The organism is Streptomyces sp. NPDC043680, assembly GCF_056436685.1.
Genome location: NZ_JBWKCE010000002.1, coordinates 624,772 through 642,338, shown reverse-complemented (window position 1 = coordinate 642,338; position 17,567 = coordinate 624,772). Strand labels below are relative to the sequence as shown.

Below are 17,567 nucleotides of genomic sequence, written 5' to 3'. Positions count from 1 at the left end.
TTGATCATGGCAGTCAGCTGCGGGTCTCGGCGTTCGGGTGGGGCTGGGCCTGGAGCCGTTCGCGCAACTCGACCTCCTCGGCGGTGAGCGGGTCTTCGGGCTGGCGGATGCGGGTGGGCTTGGGCCGCAGCGGCAGGCCGTCGTCCAACGCAGCGACCCCGGCTTCCGCGAGTGCCCGGTAGAGCGAGGCGACCGAGAGGGACTTGCCCGCGTTTTTCCCAACCTTGATGGTGAGCTTCTTCGCGAGGTCGGGGACGGGGACGCCCTTGTCCTTCAGCGCGATGGCGAAGGTCAGCATGTCGTCGTCGATGACCTTCGGCCGTCCGCCGTGGTTGCCCTTGGACGCGGCGATGACCTGCCCTTCGAGGGTCTCCTCCCGTGCGGGTCTTGAGAGGATTTTTCGCGAGCGGTGATCTGCGGCAACGCGGTCACTCCCGAGGTCAGTCGCAGAACTCGCAGGTGAACACGTATGAGAATGACCGTGTGTGACGCACCGTCGGCGGCGGAGAGGTCCTCCATCATTTCTCCGCCGTGGTGAGGTCTGCTCGCGATGCGGCTGTGGAAATCGCTGTCCAAATGTCGGAACGCAGTGATAGAGATTCAGGGTGACAATGACCCTTGAGTTCCCCGTTCTGCTGCGACTGATCGACGAACGGTCGACTGCCTTCCGCGCCGCGGTCGCCTCCGCGCCCAGCCTGGACGTACAGGTGCCCACCTGCCCCGAGTGGACGCTGTTCGATCTGGCGCAGCACATCGGCGAGGGGCGCCGCGACTGGGCCGCCACCGTCGCCGCAGGGCCCGCTCCGGCCAAGTCCGCAGCGGAGGGCGCCCCGGCTGCGCCTCGGGAGCGCGAGGCCCTGCTGGCCTGGTTGGCGGAGTCCACGCAGCAACTGCTGGACGCGTTGCGGAAGTCCGGCCCGGATCGCGGTTGCTGGACGTGGTGGGAGACGTCGCAGTCGCCGCAGACCTCCGGTGCCGTAGCTCGGCACCAGCTCCAGCAGATGGCGGTGCACACGTACGACGCCCAGATCACCGTAGGTGCCCCGCAGCCGCTGCCGGACGAGGTGGCGCTCGACGGTGTCGACGAGTTCCTGTCCACCTGCGTCGCAACGACAAGTGCCTGGCCGCACAAGCCCGCTGCCATCGACTTCCACGCCTCCGAGGGCCGCTCCTGGCGCCTCTCGCTCTCCGCCGACGGCGCACGGACCGCCCGCCTCGCCGGGCCCGGCGCCATGCCGGCCACCGCTGCCGGCCAGGAGCCCGACGGGGCCGCCGCCTTCTTCTCCGCTCGGGGCACGGCCAGCGAGCTGGTCCTCATCCTGTACGACCGTATCCCGGTCGACTCCCTGAAGCTCGACGGCGACCGACGTCTCTTCGAGCAGCTCAGCGCCTGGGACCCGGATGAGTAGGACGTGACGATGCGCCACCTCGTACGCTCCGGGGCATGCCTCCCGCCAACGGCCACAACCACGCCGTGGTGGCCTCGGGGCCGCGGGGGGAGCAGACCGTCACGGCTGCGAAGCGGCTGACCAAGCCGGCGGCTCACAAGCTGATCGGTGCGCCTGGTCGGCCCCTGACGCCGTCACTTCTCAGCGCCGCCCTCGTCGTCATCGAGTCCGGCCGCGTCCGGGTCGCGCAGCGGGCGCAGGGTGCCGCCCGCCGGCTGGGTGGGGGTGAAGCCGTAGCGGCCCAGGACGTTGAGGTTCTTGTGCTTGAGCGGAGACAGCCGGCCCGCGTTGAGCTTCCGGAAAACCCCCGCCGGTGCTGCGCTCAGGACGTACGCGACGGAGGCCCGCCCGGCGCCCCGGCCGGGCGGCGGCGAACAGTTCGTTCGGCTCCGCTTGGGACGGGGAGCGGGCGGACCTCCGACGGCAGCGGCGTCAGCGCGACTCGGGTCCCGCGAGGTGGCGGGCGATGACCATGCGCTGGATCTGGTTGGTGCCCTCCACGATCTGGAGCACCTTCGCCTCCCGCATCAGCCGCTCCACCGGGAAGTCCGCGGTGTAGCCGTAGCCGCCGAGGACCTGGACGGCGTCCGTGGTGACGGCCATCGCCGCGTCCGTGCAGAACAGCTTGGCCATCGCGGCCTGCCGGGAGAACGGCTTGCCCGCGTCCCGCAGCCGCGCCGCCGCGAGGTACAGCGCCCGGCCCGCCTCGATCTTGGTGGCCATGTCGGCCAGCATGAAGCGCAGGCCCTGGAAGTCCGCGATGGGGTGGCCGAACTGCTTGCGGTCCAGGGCGTACGCGAGGGCCTCGTCGAGGGCGGCCTGCGCGACGCCGATGGCGCAGGCCGCAATGCCCAGGCGCCCCGCGTCCAGCGCGGCCAGCGCGATGGTGAAGCCCTGGCCCTCCTCGCCGATGCGCCGACTGTCCGGGACGCGGACGCCGTCGAAGTGCAGCTGGGCGGTGGGCGAGCCCTTCATGCCCATCTTCTTCTCGGGGGCGGCCGCCGTCAGGCCCTCCGCGTCGCCCGGCACCAGGAAGGCCGTGATGCCCTTGGCTCCGTCGCCCCCGGTGCGGGCGAGGACGGTGTAGAAGTCGGCGACGCCGCCGTGGGTGATCCACGCCTTGGTGCCGGTGATGATCCAGTCGTCGCCGTCGCGCACCGCCTTGGTGGTCAGCGAGGCGGCGTCGGAGCCCGAGGAGGGTTCGGAGAGGCAGTAGGCACCGAGCAGGCCGCCGCCGAGCATGTCCGGCAGGTGGGCGCTGCGCTGCTCCTTGGTGCCGTAGCCGGCCAGGCCGTGGCAGGCGAGGGAGTGCACGCTGACGCCGAGGCCGACGGTCAGCCGCGCCGCGGCGAGCTCCTCCAGGACCTGGAGGTAGACCTCGTACGGCTGCTCGCCGCCGCCGAACTCACCCGCGTACGGAAGTCCCAGCAGACCGGCCTCGGACAACAGGGTGAAGATCGCACGGGGGAACGTGCCCGTGTCCTCCTCCTCGGCGGCCGTGGGGCGGATCTCCCTCTGCGCGATCTCGCGCACAAGTGCGAGGAGGTCCCGGGACTCCTCGGTGGGCAGCTGTCGGTCCACCGGCTGCGGGGCGCGGTCGTTCATGGCGGCGCTCTCCTCCCTCGTCGGGCACGGCGGCGACGCGCGAGGTGTGGGACGCGCCGCCGGATCTCGGTGCTCTCACAGCCGATACTGCCCTCCCGGGTCGCGGAAGGAGCAGTTCAGGGGCTGCGGCGGCTTGAGTATGCCCGATCAGGGCCGTCCCGTCACCGGGGCAAGATCACCCGCCCGACCGAACGGCCTTTCGGGAGCGGACGGGGCCGGACACACCGGCACGAACCGCATCCGGAGAGGGGGTCAGAGCCAGCCGACCTGGGTCACGAACATGGCCACGACGACCACGAGCGTCCAGCCGAGCACGTGCTCGACCCAGGCGGAGGAGTCCTTGGGACCGCCGGTCCCGACGAGGTTGCGGGCGCGGGCGGTGAGGGTGGCGGTGTATGCGGTCATACGGACCAATGTGACAGCGTATGCGGCTTTCACGGTAGAGACGAGGCTCACGGGTGGCGCGAATCACGTGGCCGGGCCCCGGCCGTCTCGCGGTCGGGGCCCGGCATTCCGTGGGTGTCGAGCGGGTGTCAGCGGGCGGTGCGGCCGACGCGGTTGCGGCCCGCCATGGCGGCCATGGCCAGGGCGAGCAGGCAAGCGACGATGCCCGTGATGATGTTGTTGACCACGGTGCGGGTCGTGTCGACGTTGCCCGCGATGACCCAGGGAGCCACGATCGTCCAGGCCCCGATGGCCAGAGCCGTCCAGGCCATCGCGTGGGTGCGTTCGTAGGCCGAGCCGAGACCGCTCATGCACAGGCAGTACGCCAGACCTGCGATCAGGTTGTTGACGGTCAGCGCGGTCAGCACACTGAACCCGGCGATCCACGGCGAGGCCGCCAGGTACAGGCCGGTGATGAGAGCCAGCGCCTCCACGGCCTGGGCGGCCGGGGTGCTGGTGACCCGCTCGAACCGCGTACGCATCTCGGCGAGGTCGGGGTGGTGTTCGATGCTGCTGTGGGTGGTCATGGGGGCCGCCTCCTGTAGAAGACTTATAAGCCCTTTACCCCCTTATGTTCGCCTTATCCCGATTTACGGTCAATGCAGGTCCGGCCTTTCCTCACAGCACGCCGGCCGACCGCAGCGCCTGGATCTGGGCCTGGCTCGGGCGGGCCGGGGCGTAGAGGTAGCAGATGCCGCCGGAACCCGAGACGGTCTTGCCCGCCGCGTCGTGCCGCTTGGTGCGCAGCCACACGTTCTCCCACTCCCGGCGCCGGTAGACACGGCGGACGGAGGGGTTGTCGGGCGAGTTCGGGTCGTTCGCGATCACGTCCCCGGCCGCGGTGAAGCCGATGACGGTCATCAGGTGGCCCGCCGTGCCGTAGCCGGCTCCGGTGAGCTCCTCGGCGCGGAAGGACTGCGAGGTGATCACCGGGATTCCGGCCGCGATCAGGGCCTCCAGGTCGTTGAGGGAGCCGAGCCGGGTGACCACGCCCGCGAACCCGGGATAGGTCGCGGCGTAGGCGGCGTTGAAGGGCCAGTTCCCGCAGCCCTTGAACGCCCAGTCGTAGGTGGACCGGGCCGCGTGGCAGACCTGGGGGTCGGCGTAGGAGGGGTTGACCCAGGCGAGGTCCCGGGCGGCGGGCCGCAGACCCCAGGACTCGATGATCATCTGGGAGGAGGTGGGGCTGCACCACGCCTCGCCGCCGTTGTCGTACTCGGGGTACTGGCCGACGTGGAGCTCCTGCGAGTACCGCGGGACCTTCAGCTCGCGGGCCGGGCGGGAAGGGGTGGAGGCGGGAACGGTGAACCGGTCCGGTACGTCGGAGGCCATGGCCCCGGCCAGCCAGACCGTCGGCCCCGCGACCGCGCCGCCCGGGGTGCGGTACAGGGTCAGGCGCAGCTGCCAGGCCTCGATCCGCAGGCCGCCGGCCTTGGCCGGGGCGTCGAGGGCCAGGGTGTCGGTCCACACGGTGGAGCGGCCGTCGGTCTGGCCGTTCACGGAGGTGCGCCGGATGTCGCCGTCGCCGGAGGCCCAGCGGCCCATCACGTACCACGGCGTGGCCGTGCCGTCGGTGTACGTGCCGCGCACCTCGGTCTGGATCCAGCTGCCCGCGGGGGTGTGCGCGTTCCAGGAGGCGATGATCTCGGAGGCGGGGACGGTCGAGTGGTGCACCGGGGAGGTCCAGGTCGCGTACTCCCAGGTGCTCTTCCTCCCCGTGTGCGGGTCGGCGTACTCGGTCCGGCCGGCCGGCGTAGCGATCCGCACGCCGGGACGGGTACCGGAGACGGCGGCGGTCCCCCGGTGCGTGCCGGCCCGCCAGTGCGAGTCCGTGAACCAGAACCGGTTGTCGACGGCCTTGCCGACGGCTCCGGCTCCGGTCGGGCGGCCGGAGTCCGGGCCGGCGGGGGCCGCGCCGTTGCCGGACACGGCGTTACCGGGCAGGCTGGTGCCGGACACGGCGGTACCGGACGTCGCGGTACGGGCCTGTGCCCTGCCGCCGGGAACGGCGGCGGCGGTGGCAGCCGCGAGGGCGATCGCGAGCAGGGCCCGGCGGGGCGTGGGTGCGGTCATCGAGGCGGTCCCCCGGAGTCGGTCGGGTGCGGTGTTGCCGGTCGGCTTTCCCAGCCTTACAGTTCCCGGCAGCCGGACGGTGAAGCCGCGGGCGTGTCGGGGTCATACCCTGACCGGGTGGAGTCACAGCAGTCACCGGCACCCTCACCGCTCCTCGGCCGGCCGCAGCCCCTGGAGCGGCTCGCGCACGAGATCAGCGGCCTGCCGCCCTCGCTCGGCCCGGTCAGGCTGATCGGCATCGACGGCCACGCCGGCTCGGGCAAGAGCACCTTCGCCGGACACCTCGCCGCGGCCCTGGGCGGGGCGCCCGTACTGCACCTGGACGACGTCGCCACCCACGAGGAGCTCTTCGACTGGCCGGCGCGGCTGCGCGCGCAGGTGCTGGAGCCGCTCGCCGCCGGGCGGGCCGCCCACTGGGCCCCGTACGACTGGGCGGAGCGCCGCTTCGGCCCGGAACGGGTCCTGGAGCCCGCGCCCGTGCTGCTCGTCGAGGGGGTCGGGGCGGGGCGGCGGCTGCTGCGCCCGCACCTGGCGCGGCTGCTGTGGATGGAGACACCGCGCGCGCAGTCCTGGGGGCGCGGACGACACCGGGACGGGCGGGAACTTTCCGAATTCTGGGACGGGTGGGAGCGCGCGGAGCTCGCGCACTTCTCGGATGATCCTTCGCGCCCCTTCGCCGACACGCTGGTACGCCAGAGCAGTACGGGATACGAGTGGACTTCCGGGACGGCTGGGACGACGCGACAGCCGAGTTCCGTCACGGAAGGTAACGAACTCCCCCGGGCCTGAGCGGCCTCCGGAATCCGGCCGCGCGGGCCTTCACCGACGTGCTTGACCTGGGCCCCGCACCGGCCTTACGTTCTCAATGCGCGGTCTTTCCAGGCCGCCGCGGACGCGAAGCCCCCGATTGTTCCCCCGTGATCGGGGGCTTCGTTCTGCCCCCGCCGCCTCCCGGGCGGCCGCCGCTCGCGGCACTCCTCCCCGAAATCTTCACCCTGTGTCACCCCGCCTCCGTCGGGGCTCTGCGGGTCCGCGCCTCCCGCACCCTGGGTAAGGTGCGTCCCCGCAGGTACGATGCACCCCTGGTTTCATCGGCGCGGTGGACAACTCGCGGGCTCGATGCGGGGGTTGCCGGGCACCACGGGGCAGGCTTGTGGGGGATGTGATGGATTTCGCCGCGCCGGGCAGTACGCACGCCCCGGCCGAACTCGCCTGGCTGCGCGGGGTGGACGCCTGCACGATGGGTGCCTATCCGCAGGCCGAGGAGGAGTTCCGGACGGCCGTACGGCTGGATCCCGCGATGGCCGACGCCTGGCTGGGCCTGCACGCCCTCCGGGTGGACACCACGAACGCGTTATTACGCATGTACGCCCATCGGGACCGCTTCGGCGAGCAGCGGGCCCGCCACCGCCGCACGCTGAACTCCTGGTACTGGCTGGGCTGGTGGGTCCAGCCCGTACTGGAGAGCCGCCGGGACCTGCTGCTGGCCCACGCCTCGCATTGGCTGGACGGCCGCCACGTGCCCGAGCTGGACCAGGCACTGGCCGCGCTGCCGCCGGTGGACACCGACGCGCAGGTACGTTTCCTGCACGCCTGCCGGGCCTATCTGGTCAAGGACTGGGAGCAGCTGGTCCGGCACACCGAACCGCTGGTGGACGATCCACTGCTCGGCATCGAGGCGGGCCTCTTCGGCGGGATGGCCCGGGTCCGGCTGGAGATGTACGGGCAGGCCGAACCGATGCTGTCCGCGGCGCTGATGCGGTGCCGCAGCGAGCAGCCGCAGCGCAAGGAGCTGCGGTACTGGCTGGCGCGGGCGCGCGAGGGGACCGGGCGCAGTGCGGCGGCGCTGCCGCTGTACCGGGCGGTGCACCGGGTGGACCCGGCGTTCATGGACACGGCGGCGCGGCTGACGGCGATCGAGGACAGCGAGGACGCCGACGGGTACGCCGGATACGCCGGGCATGCGGCGGACACCGGGTACGCCGGGCACGGCCTGACCTCACTCGGTGGGGATTTCGCCGCGGTGGCGCTGGGCGGCGTCCCGGTCCAGGACATCGCGGCGGACGGCCAGGCGGAGCCGGACCCGCTGCTGTCGCCGGAGCCGCCGGACCCGCGGTTCGGGGCGCCCGCCACGGACCGGGTGGAGGACGTACGGCGGAAGGCGCCCGTCCCGCCGCAGACGGCGCCCGGGGGGCTGCCGGCCGGGCCGTCCGACCCGGAGCTGCTGGCCCGGGCGCTGTCCGAGCTGGAGCGGATGGTGGGCCTGGAGCCGGTGAAGCGTCAGGTGAAGGCCCTGTCGGCGCAGTTGCACATGGCGCGGCTGCGGGCCGGTCAGGGGCTGCCGGTGCAGCCGCCGAAGCGGCACTTCGTGTTCTCGGGGCCGTCCGGTACCGGCAAGACGACCGTGGCGCGGATCCTGGGCCGGGTCTTCTACGCGCTCGGCCTGCTGGGCGGGGACCACCTGGTGGAGGCCCAGCGGGCCGACCTGGTGGGCGAGTTCCTGGGCCAGACCGCCGTCAAGGCCAATGAGCTGATCGATTCCGCGATCGGCGGGGTGCTGTTCGTGGACGAGGCGTACAGCCTGTCCAACTCCGGGTACAGCAAGGGCGACGCGTACGGGGACGAGGCCCTGCAGGTGCTGCTGAAGCGGGCGGAGGACAACCGGGACCGCCTGGTGGTGATCCTCGCGGGCTATCCGGCCGGGATGGACCGGCTGCTCGCCACCAATCCAGGGCTGTCCTCGCGGTTCACCACGCGGGTGGACTTCCCGAGCTACCGGCCGCCCGAGCTGACCGCGATCGGCGGGGTCCTGGCGGAGGCGAACGGGGACCGCTGGGACGAGGAGGCCCTGGAGGAGCTGCGCAGCATCAGCGGGCACGTGGTGGAACAGGGCTGGATCGACGAGCTGGGCAACGGCCGCTTCCTGCGCACCCTGTACGAGAAGAGCTGCGCCTACCGGGACCTGCGGTTGGCGGGCTTCGCCGGCGAGCCGTCCCGGGACGATCTGGCGACGCTGCGGCTCCCGGACCTGATGCAGGCGTACGGGGAGGTCCTGTCGGGCCGGGGCCCGCAGGACCGGGGCCGCCCGGAGCCCCCGCCGCTGTGAGCGCGGCGGCGGCCCGGGCGGCCCCGGCGGCCCGGCCGGGCGGGGTCAGCCCGCCATCGCCCCGTCCCGGCGGGGCGGGCGCAGGGCCGCCGCGACGGCCCTGCGGTGCGCGGGGTCGCGCACCTCGCCGACGAGCATCTCCAGGACGTCCTCCAGGGCGACCAGGCCCAGCACCCGTCCGGCCGGGTCGGCGACCTGCGCCAGATGGGTGGCGTCCCGCCGCATGACGCTGAGCGCGTCGTCGAGCGGGAGGGTGGAGGACAGGGTGGTCATCCGGCGCCAGACCCGCTGGGGCACGGCCCGCTCCCGCTCCTCCAGGTCCAGCACGTCCTTGACGTGCAGGTAGCCCATGAAGGCGCCGTTCTCGGAGCGGACGGGGAAGCGGGAGTAGCCCGTACGGACGGTGAGCTGCTCGATCTGGCGCGGGGTGGCCGAGGGCCCGACCGTGACGAGCCGTTCCCGTGCGAGCAGCACGTCGGTGACCGGGCGGCTGCCGAGCTCCAGGGCGTCCTCCAGCCGTTCCTGCTCACCCGGGTCCAGGAGGCCCGCCTGCCGGGAGTCCTCGACGAGCCGGCCGAGCTGGGCGCTGGTGTAGACGGCTTCGACCTCGTCCTTCGGCTCGACCTTGAACAGGCGGAGCACGAAGTGCGCGCACGCGCCGAGCGCGGTGGTGACGGGCCCGCACAGCCGGGCGAACGCGACCAGGCCGGGGCTGAACCAGAGCGCGGTGCGCTCGGGGGCGGCCATGGCCAGGTTCTTGGGCACCATCTCGCCGATGACCAGGTGCAGGAACACCACGGCGGCGAGGGCGAAGGCGTAGCCGAGGGGGTGGATCAGCCCCGGCGGGACGCGGACGGCGTGGAAGAGGGGCTCCAGCAGGCTGGCCACGGTCGGCTCGGCGACCGCACCGAGGGTCAGCGAGCACACGGTGATGCCGAACTGGGCCGCGGCCATCATCCGGGGCAGGTTCTCCAGGCCGTGCAGCACCTGGCGGGCCCGCTTGGAGGAGGCGGCCAGCGGCTCGATCTGGCTGCGCCGGACGGAGACGAGGGCGAACTCGGCGCCGACGAAGAAGCCGTTCGCAAGGACCAGCAGCAGGGCGAACAGCAGTTGCAGGGCGTTCATCGGACGGCCGCCTCCACGTCGCCGCGCAGAGCGGGGGCCGGCTGCCCGGCGCCGGGGCCGCCGTGCGGGTGTGCCGCGGGGCGGGCGGCCGGGGACACGGCCGGCCCGGGGTGCGGGGCGGGTACGAGCCGGACCAGCCGGACCCGTTCGGCCCGGTAGCGGCGGACCTGGCGGACGGAGAGCTTCCAGCCGGGGAGTTCGGCCCGGTCCCCGGGGGCGGGGATGCGGCCGAGCAGGTCGGCGACGAGGCCGGCGACGGTCTCGTACGGCCCTTCGGGCACCTCCAGGCCTATCCGGCGCAGGGTGTGCACCCGGCAGCTGCCGTCGGCCTCCCAGGAGGGGCGGCCGTCCTCGGCGGGGACGGCGGCCAGCTCGGGGGTCTCGTTCTCGGCGAAGTCGTGCTCGTCGCGGACCTCGCCGACGAGCTCCTCGACGATGTCCTCCAGGGTGACCACGCCGGCGGTGCCGCCGTACTCGTCGACGACCACGGCCATGGGCTGCTCGCTGCGCAGCCGCTCCAGCAGCGGCTGCACCGGCAGGGAGCCGGGCACCAGCAGCGGGGCGACGCAGATCCGGCTGACGGTGGTGCGGCCGCGCTCGGACTCGGGCACGGCGAGGGCGTCCTTGAGGTGGACGACGCCGGTGATCTCATCGATGCGCTCGCGGTAGACCGGGAAGCGGGACAGGCCGGTGGCGCGGGTCAGGTTGAGCACGTCGGCCGCGGTGGCCGTGTGCATCAGGGCGCTGACCTTCACCCGGGGGGTCATGACGTGCTGGGCCGTGAGCTCGCCCAGCGACAGGGTGCGGACGAAGAGGTCGGCGGTGTCCTGTTCGAGGGCGCCGGCCTGGGCCGAATGGCGGACCAGGGAGACCAGTTCGCCCGGGGTGCGGGCGGAGGCCATCTCCTCGGCCGGTTCCACGCCGAGCGCCCGCACGAGCCGGTTGGCGACGGCGTTGAGCGCGGCGATGACGGGCCGGAAGGCGCGGGAGAAGACCTGCTGCGGGCCGGCGACGACCCGGGCCACCTGGAGGGGCCGGGAGACGGCCCAGTTCTTCGGGACGAGCTCGCCGACGACCATCTGGACGGCGGAGGCGAGCAGCATGCCGATGAACACGGCGACGCCGGAGACGGCTCCCGCGGGCAGTCCGGTCGCGGCGAGCGGCCCGGTCAACAGGGCGGCGAGGGCCGGTTCGGCGAGCATGCCGACGACCAGTGAGGTGATGGTGATGCCGAGCTGGGTGCCCGAGAGCTGGAAGGACAGCTCCCGCAGGGCCTCGACCACCGTGCGGGCACGGCGGTCACCCTCGGCTGCGGCACGCTCGGCCTCGGGTCTCTCGACGGTGACGAGGCCGAATTCGGCTGCCACGAAGAACCCGTTGGCGAGGATCAGGGCGAAGGCCGCCACGAGCAGGAGTAGCGGGATGGTCATGCCGCCGCCTCCGCGGGGAGGGCGGCGCGGGTACTACCGGACGATCCGTCCATTGCTGGAAGGAGTCACTCCTCTGGTTGCAGGTGCCCACAGGCCACGAGGTCCCGGGGCCGGTGGGAGGGCGCACGGCTGCGCCCCGCCACCAGGGTAGTCATTGAGATCGCCGCCGCAATGGGACGCAGCGGTGTTCCGTCGGCCCGGCGGCCGGCTCGAAGCCCGCTCAGGAGGGGTTCGAGCCGGCACGAGCCCGGCGCGGCGGCGGCTCAGCGGTCGTGGGGGCCGGTGCCCCGGGCCTCGGCGAGGGCGCGCAGGGCGCGGGCGTCGCTGATGGCCTGCTGCCGGGCCACCCCGGGCTGGATGCCGAGGGCGGGCAGGCTGGTGCCGTCGCTCAGGTCCAGGAACACCCAGGGGTCGCCCGGGCGGAGGTTGACGCGCAGGATCTGCGCCCACTCCAGGCGGCGGGTGGTGGTGAGGTTGACGACGGTGACGCCCGACTCGTCCGCGACGACCTTGGGGCGGCTGAGCAGGACGAGCACGGAGGTCAGCAGGACGGCGGTGAAGACGAAGCTGATCCGTTCGCCGGGGCTGAGGTTCTCCAGCAGGAAGGCGATCGCCGTGATGGTGGCGAACACGGCGAGTCCGGTGCCCAGCAGGACGGCCCGCGTGCGGGTCGGCCGGAAGGTGACCGGCAGGGCGGGCGGTGCGGGCTGGGTGGTGGACTCGTCCATGGTGCTGGTGTTGCCTTCTTCAGGTGGCGTACGGATCGGCGGCAGGCGTACGGGTCACAGGCGGCAGGCGTGGATCGAGGTGGTGAGGATCGCGCGCGCGCCGAGCTCGTACAGGTCGTCCATGATCCGCTGTGCTTCCTTGGCGGGAACCATGGCGCGGACGGCGACCCAGCCCTCGTTGTGCAGCGGGGAGACGGTCGGCGACTCCAGGCCCGGGGTGAGGGCGACCGCGCGCTCCAGGTGCTCGGCGCGGCAGTCGTAGTCCATCATCACGTAGCTGCGGGCCACCAGGACGCCCTGGAGACGGCGCAGGAACTGCTGGGCCTGCGGGTTGTCGGCGTCGGTGCCGTTGCCGCGGATGACCACGGCCTCCGAGGTGAGGATCGGCTCGCCGATGACCTCCAGGCCGGCGTTGCGCAGGCTGGTGCCGGTCTCGACGACGTCCGCGATGATCTGGGCGACGCCGAGCTGGATGGCGGTCTCCACGGCGCCGTCCAGGTGCACGACGGAGGCGTCGATCCCGAGGTCGGCGAGGTGCTTGGCGACGATTCCCTCGTACGAGGTAGCGATCGTCATGCCCTGGAAGTCCTCGGGGCCCTTCGCGGTGCCGGGCTTGGTGGCGTAGCGGAAGGTGGAGCGGCCGAAGTTCAGCGGCAGGATCTCCTCGGCGCTGGCGCCCGAGTCGAGCAGCAGGTCCCGGCCGGTGATGCCGATGTCGAGCTTGCCGGAGGAGACGTAGATCGCGATGTCCTTGGGGCGGAGGTAGAAGAACTCCACCTCGTTCTCGGGGTCGACGACCACGAGTTCCTTGGACTCCTTGCGCTGGCGGTAGCCGGCCTCATGGAGCATCGCCGACGCCGGTCCGGAGAGTGAACCCTTGTTGGGGACGGCGATGCGCAGCATGGGGATTCCTCGGGTGCGTAGGTGCGATGGTGGGTTCGGGCGGGGGGCCCGCGGACGAGCTCCGGCCTAGAGGTGCGCGTAGACGTCGTCGAGGGAGATCCCGCGCGCCACCATCATCACCTGGACGTGGTACAGCAGCTGGGAGATCTCTTCGGCGGCGGCTTCCTTGCCCTCGTACTCGGCGGCCATCCAGACCTCTGCGGCCTCCTCGACGACCTTCTTGCCGATGGCGTGGACGCCCTTGCCCACGAGTTCGGCGGTACGGGAGGTGCTGGGGTCGCCGTTGGCGGCCTTGAGCTGGAGCTCGGTGAAGAGCTCTTCGAAGGTCTTGGAGGATTCGTTCGCCATGATGGTCCTCAGAATAAGGGGTCCCCCGCCGCCACTCAGCGCCAGGGTTCGCTGACGGTCCGCAGGGTCATGGCGGTGGAGACGGCGGCGGTGACCGCTTCGTGCCCCTTGTCCTCGTTCGACCCTTCGAGTCCGGCGCGGTCCAGCGCCTGCTCGTCGTTGTCGCAGGTCAGGACGCCGAAGCCGACGGGGACTCCGGTGTCGATCGACACCTGTACCAGGCCCTGGGTGACGCCCTGGCAGACGTAGTCGAAGTGCGGGGTGCCGCCGCGGATGACCACTCCGAGGGCGACGATGGCATCGTAACCGCGACCGGCCAGTACCTTCGCCACGACCGGGAGCTCGAAGCTGCCGGGGACGCGCAGCAGGGTGGGCTCGTCGATGCCCAGTTCGTGCAGGGCGCGCAGGGCGCCGTCGACGAGCCCGTCCATGACCTTCTCGTGCCACTGGGCCGCGATCACGGCGACCCGGAGGTCGCCGCAGTTCTTCACGCTCAGTTCGGGTGCGCCCTTGCCGCTCACAGCTCTGCTCCTCGGTACGTCTGGTGTTGGCTGGTTGCCTGTTACTGGTTACGGGTTACTGGTTGTTGCAGGTGGAGACGGCCTGGGCCGGGTCCAGCCAGGGCAGGTCGTGGCCCATCCGGTCCCGCTTGGTGCGCAGGTAGCGCAGATTGTGCTCCCCGGCCTCCGTCGGCATCGGCTCGCGGTGCGCGACCTCGATCCCGTGTCGTGCGAGGGCGGCGGCCTTCTCGGGGTTGTTGGTCAGCAGCCTGACGCTCTTGACGCCGAGGTCGGCCAGGATCTGGGCGCCGGCGGCGTAGTCGCGGGCGTCGGCCGGCAGGCCGAGTTCCAGGTTGGCGTCGAGCGTGTCGCGGCCGCGCTCCTGGAGCTCGTACGCGCGCAGCTTGGACATCAGTCCGATGCCGCGGCCCTCGTGGCCGCGGAGGTAGACGACCACGCCCCGGCCCTCGTCCTTGATCCGGGCCATGGAGGCGTGCAGCTGGGGGCCGCAGTCGCAGCGCAGGGACTGGAAGATGTCCCCGGTCAGGCACTCGGAGTGGACCCGGACCACGATGTCGGCGCCGTCGCCGATCTCGCCGTGGACGAGTGCGACGTGTTCGACCCCGTCGACGGTGGAGCGGTAGCCGTACGCGGTGAACTCGCCGAAGGCGGTCGGCAGGCTGACCTCGGCCTCGCGGCGCACGGTCGGCTCGGCGGAGCGGCGGTAGGCGATCAGGTCCTCGATGGAGATGATCGTCAGGCCGTGCTTGCGGGCGAAGGGGATCAGCTCGGGCAGGCGCAGCATCACGCCGTCCTCGCCGGCGATCTCCACGATCGCGCCGACCGGGCGCAGGCCCGCGAGGCGGGCGAGGTCGACGGCCGCCTCGGTGTGGCCGTTGCGGACCAGGACGCCGCCGGGCTTGGCGCGCAACGGGAAGATGTGGCCGGGGCGGACGAAGTCGGAGGCTTCGGAGACGCCGTCGGCCAGCATCCGCAGGGTGGTGGAGCGGTCGGCGGCCGAGATTCCGGTGGAGACGCCGTGGGCGGCGCTCGCGTCGACGGAGACGGTGAAGGCGGTCTTCATCGACTCGGTGTTGTGCTGCACCATCTGGGGCAGTTCCAGGCGCTCCAGCTCCGGGCCCTCCATCGGGGCGCAGATCAGGCCGCGGCACTCGCTCATCATGAACGCGACGATCTCCGGGGTGGCCTTCTCGGCGGCGATGACGAGGTCGCCCTCGTTCTCGCGGTCCTCGTCGTCGACCACGACCACGGGCCGGCCGGCCGCGATGTCGCGGATGGCCTGCTCGACGGGGTCGAGCCGGAAGGCCGCTTCGAGGTCGAGGTCGAGATCGATCGCGGGCACGGGGTCGAGGGTGTTCATGCCGTTGCTCCTTCCAGGGCCGGGGCGGGGGCGGTGCGCGAGCGCTGGTACCAGTCGTAGGCGCCCCAGAGGACGAGCGCGAAGTAGACGACGTAGACGAGGCCGGAGAAGGCCAGTCCGTTGTTGAAGGCGAGCGGGACGCCGACGAGGTCGACCAGGAGCCAGGCGAACCAGAACTCGACCAGGCCGCGGGCCTGGGCGACCATCGCGACGATGGTGCCGACGAAGATGTAGGCGTCGGCCCACGGGCTCCACGACAGGTTCGGGAAGAGGGTGAACAGGCCGCCGACGGCGAGGGTGCCCAGGGCCGCGCCGGCGAGGAGCAGTCCGCGCTCGGCCCAGCCGGCGGTGCGGACGGCGATGGACCCGTCCTGGGCCTGCTGTCGGCCGCGCTGCCAGGCGCGCCAGCCGAACACGGCCACCCCGATGACGAGGAGCTGCTTGCCGACACCGCCGGCGAGGTGGGCGGAGGCGTAGGCGGCGATGAGGATCAGGCCGGACAGGAGCTGGGCGGGCCAGGTCCATATGGAGCGGCGCCAGCCGAGCGCGAGGGCCGCCAGGCCCATCAGGTTGCCGATCATGTCGGACCAGATGACCTTCTGTCCGAAGACGGTGAAGGCCTCCGCGTTGAGCCAGGTCAGGGCGCTCACCGGTGGTCCTCCTGGGCGTGCAGCGGGTTCACGCCGGCGGCGAGCAGGCGCTCGACGTACTTCGCGAGGACGTCGACCTCCAGGTTGACCGGGTCGCCCGGCTGCTTGATGCCGAGGGTGGTCAGCGCGAGGGTGGTCGGGATGAGGCTGATGCTGAAGTGGTCGGCACCGGCCTCGACGACGGTGAGGCTGACGCCGTCCACCGTGATGGAGCCCTTCTCGACGACGTAGCGCGCGAGGTTCTGCGGGAGGGAGATCCGGACGATCTCCCAGTGCTCGGAGGGCGTCCGGGACAGGATCTCGCCGGTGCCGTCCACGTGGCCCTGGACCAGGTGGCCGCCGAGCCGTCCGCCGAGCGCCATCGGGCGCTCCAGGTTGACGCGGGAGCCCTCGGTGAGCGCGCCGAGGCTGGAGCGGTTGAGGGTCTCCTGCATGACGTCGGCGGTGAACTCGCCGTCGGCGGTCTCCACGACCGTCAGGCAGACGCCGTTGACGGCGATGGAGTCGCCGTGCTTGGCGCCCTCGGTGACGACGGGGCCGCGCAGGCGGAAGCGGGAGGCCTCCGAGAGCTGCTCGACGGCGGTGACCTCGCCCAGTTCTTCGACGATTCCGGTGAACACTCAGTGCTCCTTGGGGGCGGTGGCGGGAACGGCGGTGATGCGCAGATCGGTGCCGACGCGGACGGTCTCGGTGAGGTCGAGGCGTACCGCGCGGGTGATGGTGTGGATGCCGGCGTCGGCGAGGGCGGCGGGGCCCGCGCCCAGGAGGGCGGGGGCGAGGTAGCCGATGACCCGGTCGACGGCCCCGGCCCGGAGGAAGGCGCCCGCGAGGGTGGGGCCGCCTTCCAGAAGGATGGAGCGCACGCCGCGGGCGTGCAGGCGGGTGAGCAGGTCGGGGACGGCGATGCGGCCCTCGTGCAGCGGCATCCGCAGCAGGTCTACGCCCGGCAGGTGCCCGGTGTCGGCGTCCTCGCCGACGACGAGCAGGGTGGGCGCCGCCCCGTCGAGGATGCGGGCGGTCGGCGGGAGGGCGGCGCGGGTGTCGAGGGCGATGCGCAGCGGCTGGGTGGCGCCTTCGATGCCGCGCACGGCCAGGTGCGGGTCGTCGGCGCGCAGGGTGCCACCGCCCACGAGGACGGCATCGGACTCGGCGCGCAGCCGGTGGACGTCGGCGCGGGATTCCGGGCAGGTGATCCAGCGGCTGGTGCCGTCCGAGGCGGCGCTGCGGCCGTCGAGGGTGGCGGCGTACTTCCAGGTCACGTGCGGGCGGCCCAGGCGTACGGAGGTGAGCCAGGCGGTGTTGCCGGCCTCGGCCTCGGCTTCCAGGAGCCCGCCCTCGGTCTCGACCCCGGCGGCGCGCAGCGTGGCGGCGCCCCCGCTGGCCTGCGGGTTCGGGTCGGCGACGGCGTAGACGACGCGGGCGATGCCGGCCTCGGCGAGGGCCTGCGCGCAGGGTCCCGTACGGCCGGTGTGGTTGCAGGGCTCCAGGGTGACGTAGGCGGTGCCGCCGCGGGCGGCTTCGCCTGCGGCGCGCAGGGCGTGCACCTCGGCGTGGGGGCCGCCGGCCTGCTCGTGCCAGCCCTCGCCGACGGGGGCGCCGGCGGCATCGGTGATGACGCAGCCGACGACGGGGTTGGGGCTGGTGGAGCCGAGTCCGCGGGCTGCGAGTGCGATGGCGCGGCGCATGGCGGATACGTCGGCGTCGGCGCTGTGCGCTGCGTACGCGGCGTGGTTCGCCACCGGGTCCTCCTGCCTCATCGGGCACGGACTCCGGGGCCTGTCGGGATACGACAGATGAAGCGGTACAGCACACACGGAGACGCCGAG

The 17,567-nt window shown here is 72.5% G+C and carries 18 protein-coding genes; 3 read left to right on the top strand and 15 right to left on the bottom strand.

What is annotated here, in order from left to right:
* Window positions 1–13: 13 nt before the first annotated feature.
* A complete protein-coding gene (locus AC0666_RS06325; protein ID WP_478707178.1) occupies window positions 14–298 on the bottom strand; it encodes a hypothetical protein in 285 nt (94 codons plus the stop codon).
* Window positions 299–605: 307 nt separating this feature from the next.
* Here AC0666_RS06325 and AC0666_RS06320 point away from each other — a divergent pair, with 307 nt between their 5' ends.
* A complete protein-coding gene (locus AC0666_RS06320; protein WP_468971044.1) occupies window positions 606–1,409 on the top strand; it encodes a maleylpyruvate isomerase family mycothiol-dependent enzyme in 804 nt (267 codons plus the stop codon).
* Between the two features lie 471 nt (window positions 1,410–1,880).
* On the opposite strand, the gene AC0666_RS06315 is transcribed toward AC0666_RS06320, so the two are convergent.
* From AC0666_RS06315 to AC0666_RS06300, 4 genes are all read right to left on the bottom strand, one after another.
* Window positions 1,881–3,053: an acyl-CoA dehydrogenase family protein gene (locus AC0666_RS06315; RefSeq protein ID WP_468971042.1), complete on the bottom strand. Its 1,173-nt coding sequence runs from the start codon at window positions 3,051–3,053 to the stop codon at window positions 1,881–1,883.
* Window positions 3,054–3,305: 252 nt separating this feature from the next.
* Entirely contained in the window at window positions 3,306–3,458 is a 153-nt protein-coding gene (locus AC0666_RS06310) for an SCO1431 family membrane protein (protein WP_468583551.1), read from the bottom strand.
* Between the two features lie 128 nt (window positions 3,459–3,586).
* Entirely contained in the window at window positions 3,587–4,024 is a 438-nt protein-coding gene (locus AC0666_RS06305) for an SPW repeat protein (protein WP_361720548.1), read from the bottom strand.
* A gap of 91 nt (window positions 4,025–4,115) precedes the next feature.
* A complete protein-coding gene (locus AC0666_RS06300) occupies window positions 4,116–5,570 on the bottom strand; it encodes a peptidase C39 family protein (protein WP_478707177.1) in 1,455 nt (484 codons plus the stop codon).
* Between the two features lie 117 nt (window positions 5,571–5,687).
* On the opposite strand from AC0666_RS06300, the gene AC0666_RS06295 reads away from it, so the two are divergent.
* Together AC0666_RS06295 and AC0666_RS06290 are read left to right on the top strand one after the other, a co-directional pair.
* On the top strand, window positions 5,688–6,359 hold the full coding sequence (locus tag AC0666_RS06295) for a uridine kinase family protein (RefSeq protein WP_468971034.1): 672 nt from the start codon (window positions 5,688–5,690) through the stop codon (window positions 6,357–6,359).
* Window positions 6,360–6,735: 376 nt separating this feature from the next.
* A complete protein-coding gene (locus AC0666_RS06290) occupies window positions 6,736–8,676 on the top strand; it encodes an AAA family ATPase (RefSeq protein ID WP_468971032.1) in 1,941 nt (646 codons plus the stop codon).
* A gap of 45 nt (window positions 8,677–8,721) precedes the next feature.
* Here AC0666_RS06290 and AC0666_RS06285 read toward each other — a convergent pair whose 3' ends face one another.
* The 10 genes from AC0666_RS06285 to ribD form a co-directional block, all read right to left on the bottom strand.
* Window positions 8,722–9,801 (bottom strand): hemolysin family protein, encoded by a 1,080-nt coding sequence (locus AC0666_RS06285; protein ID WP_468971029.1) that lies wholly within the window; start codon window positions 9,799–9,801, stop codon window positions 8,722–8,724.
* Complete coding sequence (locus tag AC0666_RS06280; protein WP_468583555.1) at window positions 9,798–11,231, bottom strand: hemolysin family protein; 1,434 nt, start codon at window positions 11,229–11,231, stop codon at window positions 9,798–9,800. The genes AC0666_RS06285 and AC0666_RS06280 overlap by 4 nt, the downstream gene beginning before the upstream one ends.
* 263 nt (window positions 11,232–11,494) lie before the next feature.
* Complete coding sequence (locus tag AC0666_RS06275) at window positions 11,495–11,959, bottom strand: PH domain-containing protein (RefSeq protein ID WP_478707176.1); 465 nt, start codon at window positions 11,957–11,959, stop codon at window positions 11,495–11,497.
* Between the two features lie 54 nt (window positions 11,960–12,013).
* Window positions 12,014–12,862 (bottom strand): ATP phosphoribosyltransferase, encoded by an 849-nt coding sequence (gene hisG / locus AC0666_RS06270; RefSeq protein WP_468583558.1) that lies wholly within the window; start codon window positions 12,860–12,862, stop codon window positions 12,014–12,016.
* A 66-nt stretch (window positions 12,863–12,928) separates the two neighbouring features.
* On the bottom strand, window positions 12,929–13,210 hold the full coding sequence (locus AC0666_RS06265; protein WP_361720526.1) for a phosphoribosyl-ATP diphosphatase: 282 nt from the start codon (window positions 13,208–13,210) through the stop codon (window positions 12,929–12,931).
* Between the two features lie 35 nt (window positions 13,211–13,245).
* Window positions 13,246–13,731, bottom strand: coding sequence for a 6,7-dimethyl-8-ribityllumazine synthase (gene ribH / locus AC0666_RS06260; protein ID WP_007262951.1), 486 nt, complete (start codon window positions 13,729–13,731; stop codon window positions 13,246–13,248).
* A gap of 55 nt (window positions 13,732–13,786) precedes the next feature.
* On the bottom strand, window positions 13,787–15,091 hold the full coding sequence (locus AC0666_RS06255) for a bifunctional 3,4-dihydroxy-2-butanone-4-phosphate synthase/GTP cyclohydrolase II (protein ID WP_468971022.1): 1,305 nt from the start codon (window positions 15,089–15,091) through the stop codon (window positions 13,787–13,789).
* Entirely contained in the window at window positions 15,088–15,741 is a 654-nt protein-coding gene (locus AC0666_RS06250) for a nicotinamide mononucleotide transporter family protein (protein ID WP_361720519.1), read from the bottom strand. Before AC0666_RS06250 ends, AC0666_RS06255 begins: the two co-directional genes overlap by 4 nt.
* The gene (locus tag AC0666_RS06245) at window positions 15,738–16,361 is read right to left on the bottom strand and encodes a riboflavin synthase (protein WP_356850893.1); all 624 of its coding nucleotides are present in this window, start codon (window positions 16,359–16,361) and stop codon (window positions 15,738–15,740) included. The genes AC0666_RS06250 and AC0666_RS06245 overlap by 4 nt, the downstream gene beginning before the upstream one ends.
* Window positions 16,362–17,498: a bifunctional diaminohydroxyphosphoribosylaminopyrimidine deaminase/5-amino-6-(5-phosphoribosylamino)uracil reductase RibD gene (gene ribD, locus AC0666_RS06240; protein ID WP_478707175.1), complete on the bottom strand. Its 1,137-nt coding sequence runs from the start codon at window positions 17,496–17,498 to the stop codon at window positions 16,362–16,364.
* Window positions 17,499–17,567 lie beyond the last annotated feature (69 nt).

Bases quoted from the DNA above. Each gene is read 5' to 3' on its own strand.
- ribD (WP_478707175.1), bottom strand. From the start codon at position 17,498: ATGAGGCAGGAGGACCCGGTGGCGAACCACGCCGCGTACGCAGCGCAC.
- AC0666_RS06275 (WP_478707176.1), bottom strand. From the start codon at position 11,959: ATGGACGAGTCCACCACCCAGCCCGCACCGCCCGCCCTGCCGGTCACC.
- hisG (WP_468583558.1), bottom strand. From the start codon at position 12,862: ATGCTGCGCATCGCCGTCCCCAACAAGGGTTCACTCTCCGGACCGGCG.
- AC0666_RS06255 (WP_468971022.1), bottom strand. From the start codon at position 15,091: ATGAACACCCTCGACCCCGTGCCCGCGATCGATCTCGACCTCGACCTC.
- AC0666_RS06315 (WP_468971042.1), bottom strand. From the start codon at position 3,053: ATGAACGACCGCGCCCCGCAGCCGGTGGACCGACAGCTGCCCACCGAG.
- AC0666_RS06265 (WP_361720526.1), bottom strand. From the start codon at position 13,210: ATGGCGAACGAATCCTCCAAGACCTTCGAAGAGCTCTTCACCGAGCTC.
- AC0666_RS06305 (WP_361720548.1), bottom strand. From the start codon at position 4,024: ATGACCACCCACAGCAGCATCGAACACCACCCCGACCTCGCCGAGATG.
- AC0666_RS06300 (WP_478707177.1), bottom strand. From the start codon at position 5,570: ATGACCGCACCCACGCCCCGCCGGGCCCTGCTCGCGATCGCCCTCGCG.
- AC0666_RS06310 (WP_468583551.1), bottom strand. From the start codon at position 3,458: ATGACCGCATACACCGCCACCCTCACCGCCCGCGCCCGCAACCTCGTC.
- AC0666_RS06285 (WP_468971029.1), bottom strand. From the start codon at position 9,801: ATGAACGCCCTGCAACTGCTGTTCGCCCTGCTGCTGGTCCTTGCGAAC.
- AC0666_RS06290 (WP_468971032.1), top strand. From the start codon at position 6,736: ATGGATTTCGCCGCGCCGGGCAGTACGCACGCCCCGGCCGAACTCGCC.
- AC0666_RS06325 (WP_478707178.1), bottom strand. From the start codon at position 298: ATGCTGACCTTCGCCATCGCGCTGAAGGACAAGGGCGTCCCCGTCCCC.
- AC0666_RS06280 (WP_468583555.1), bottom strand. From the start codon at position 11,231: ATGACCATCCCGCTACTCCTGCTCGTGGCGGCCTTCGCCCTGATCCTC.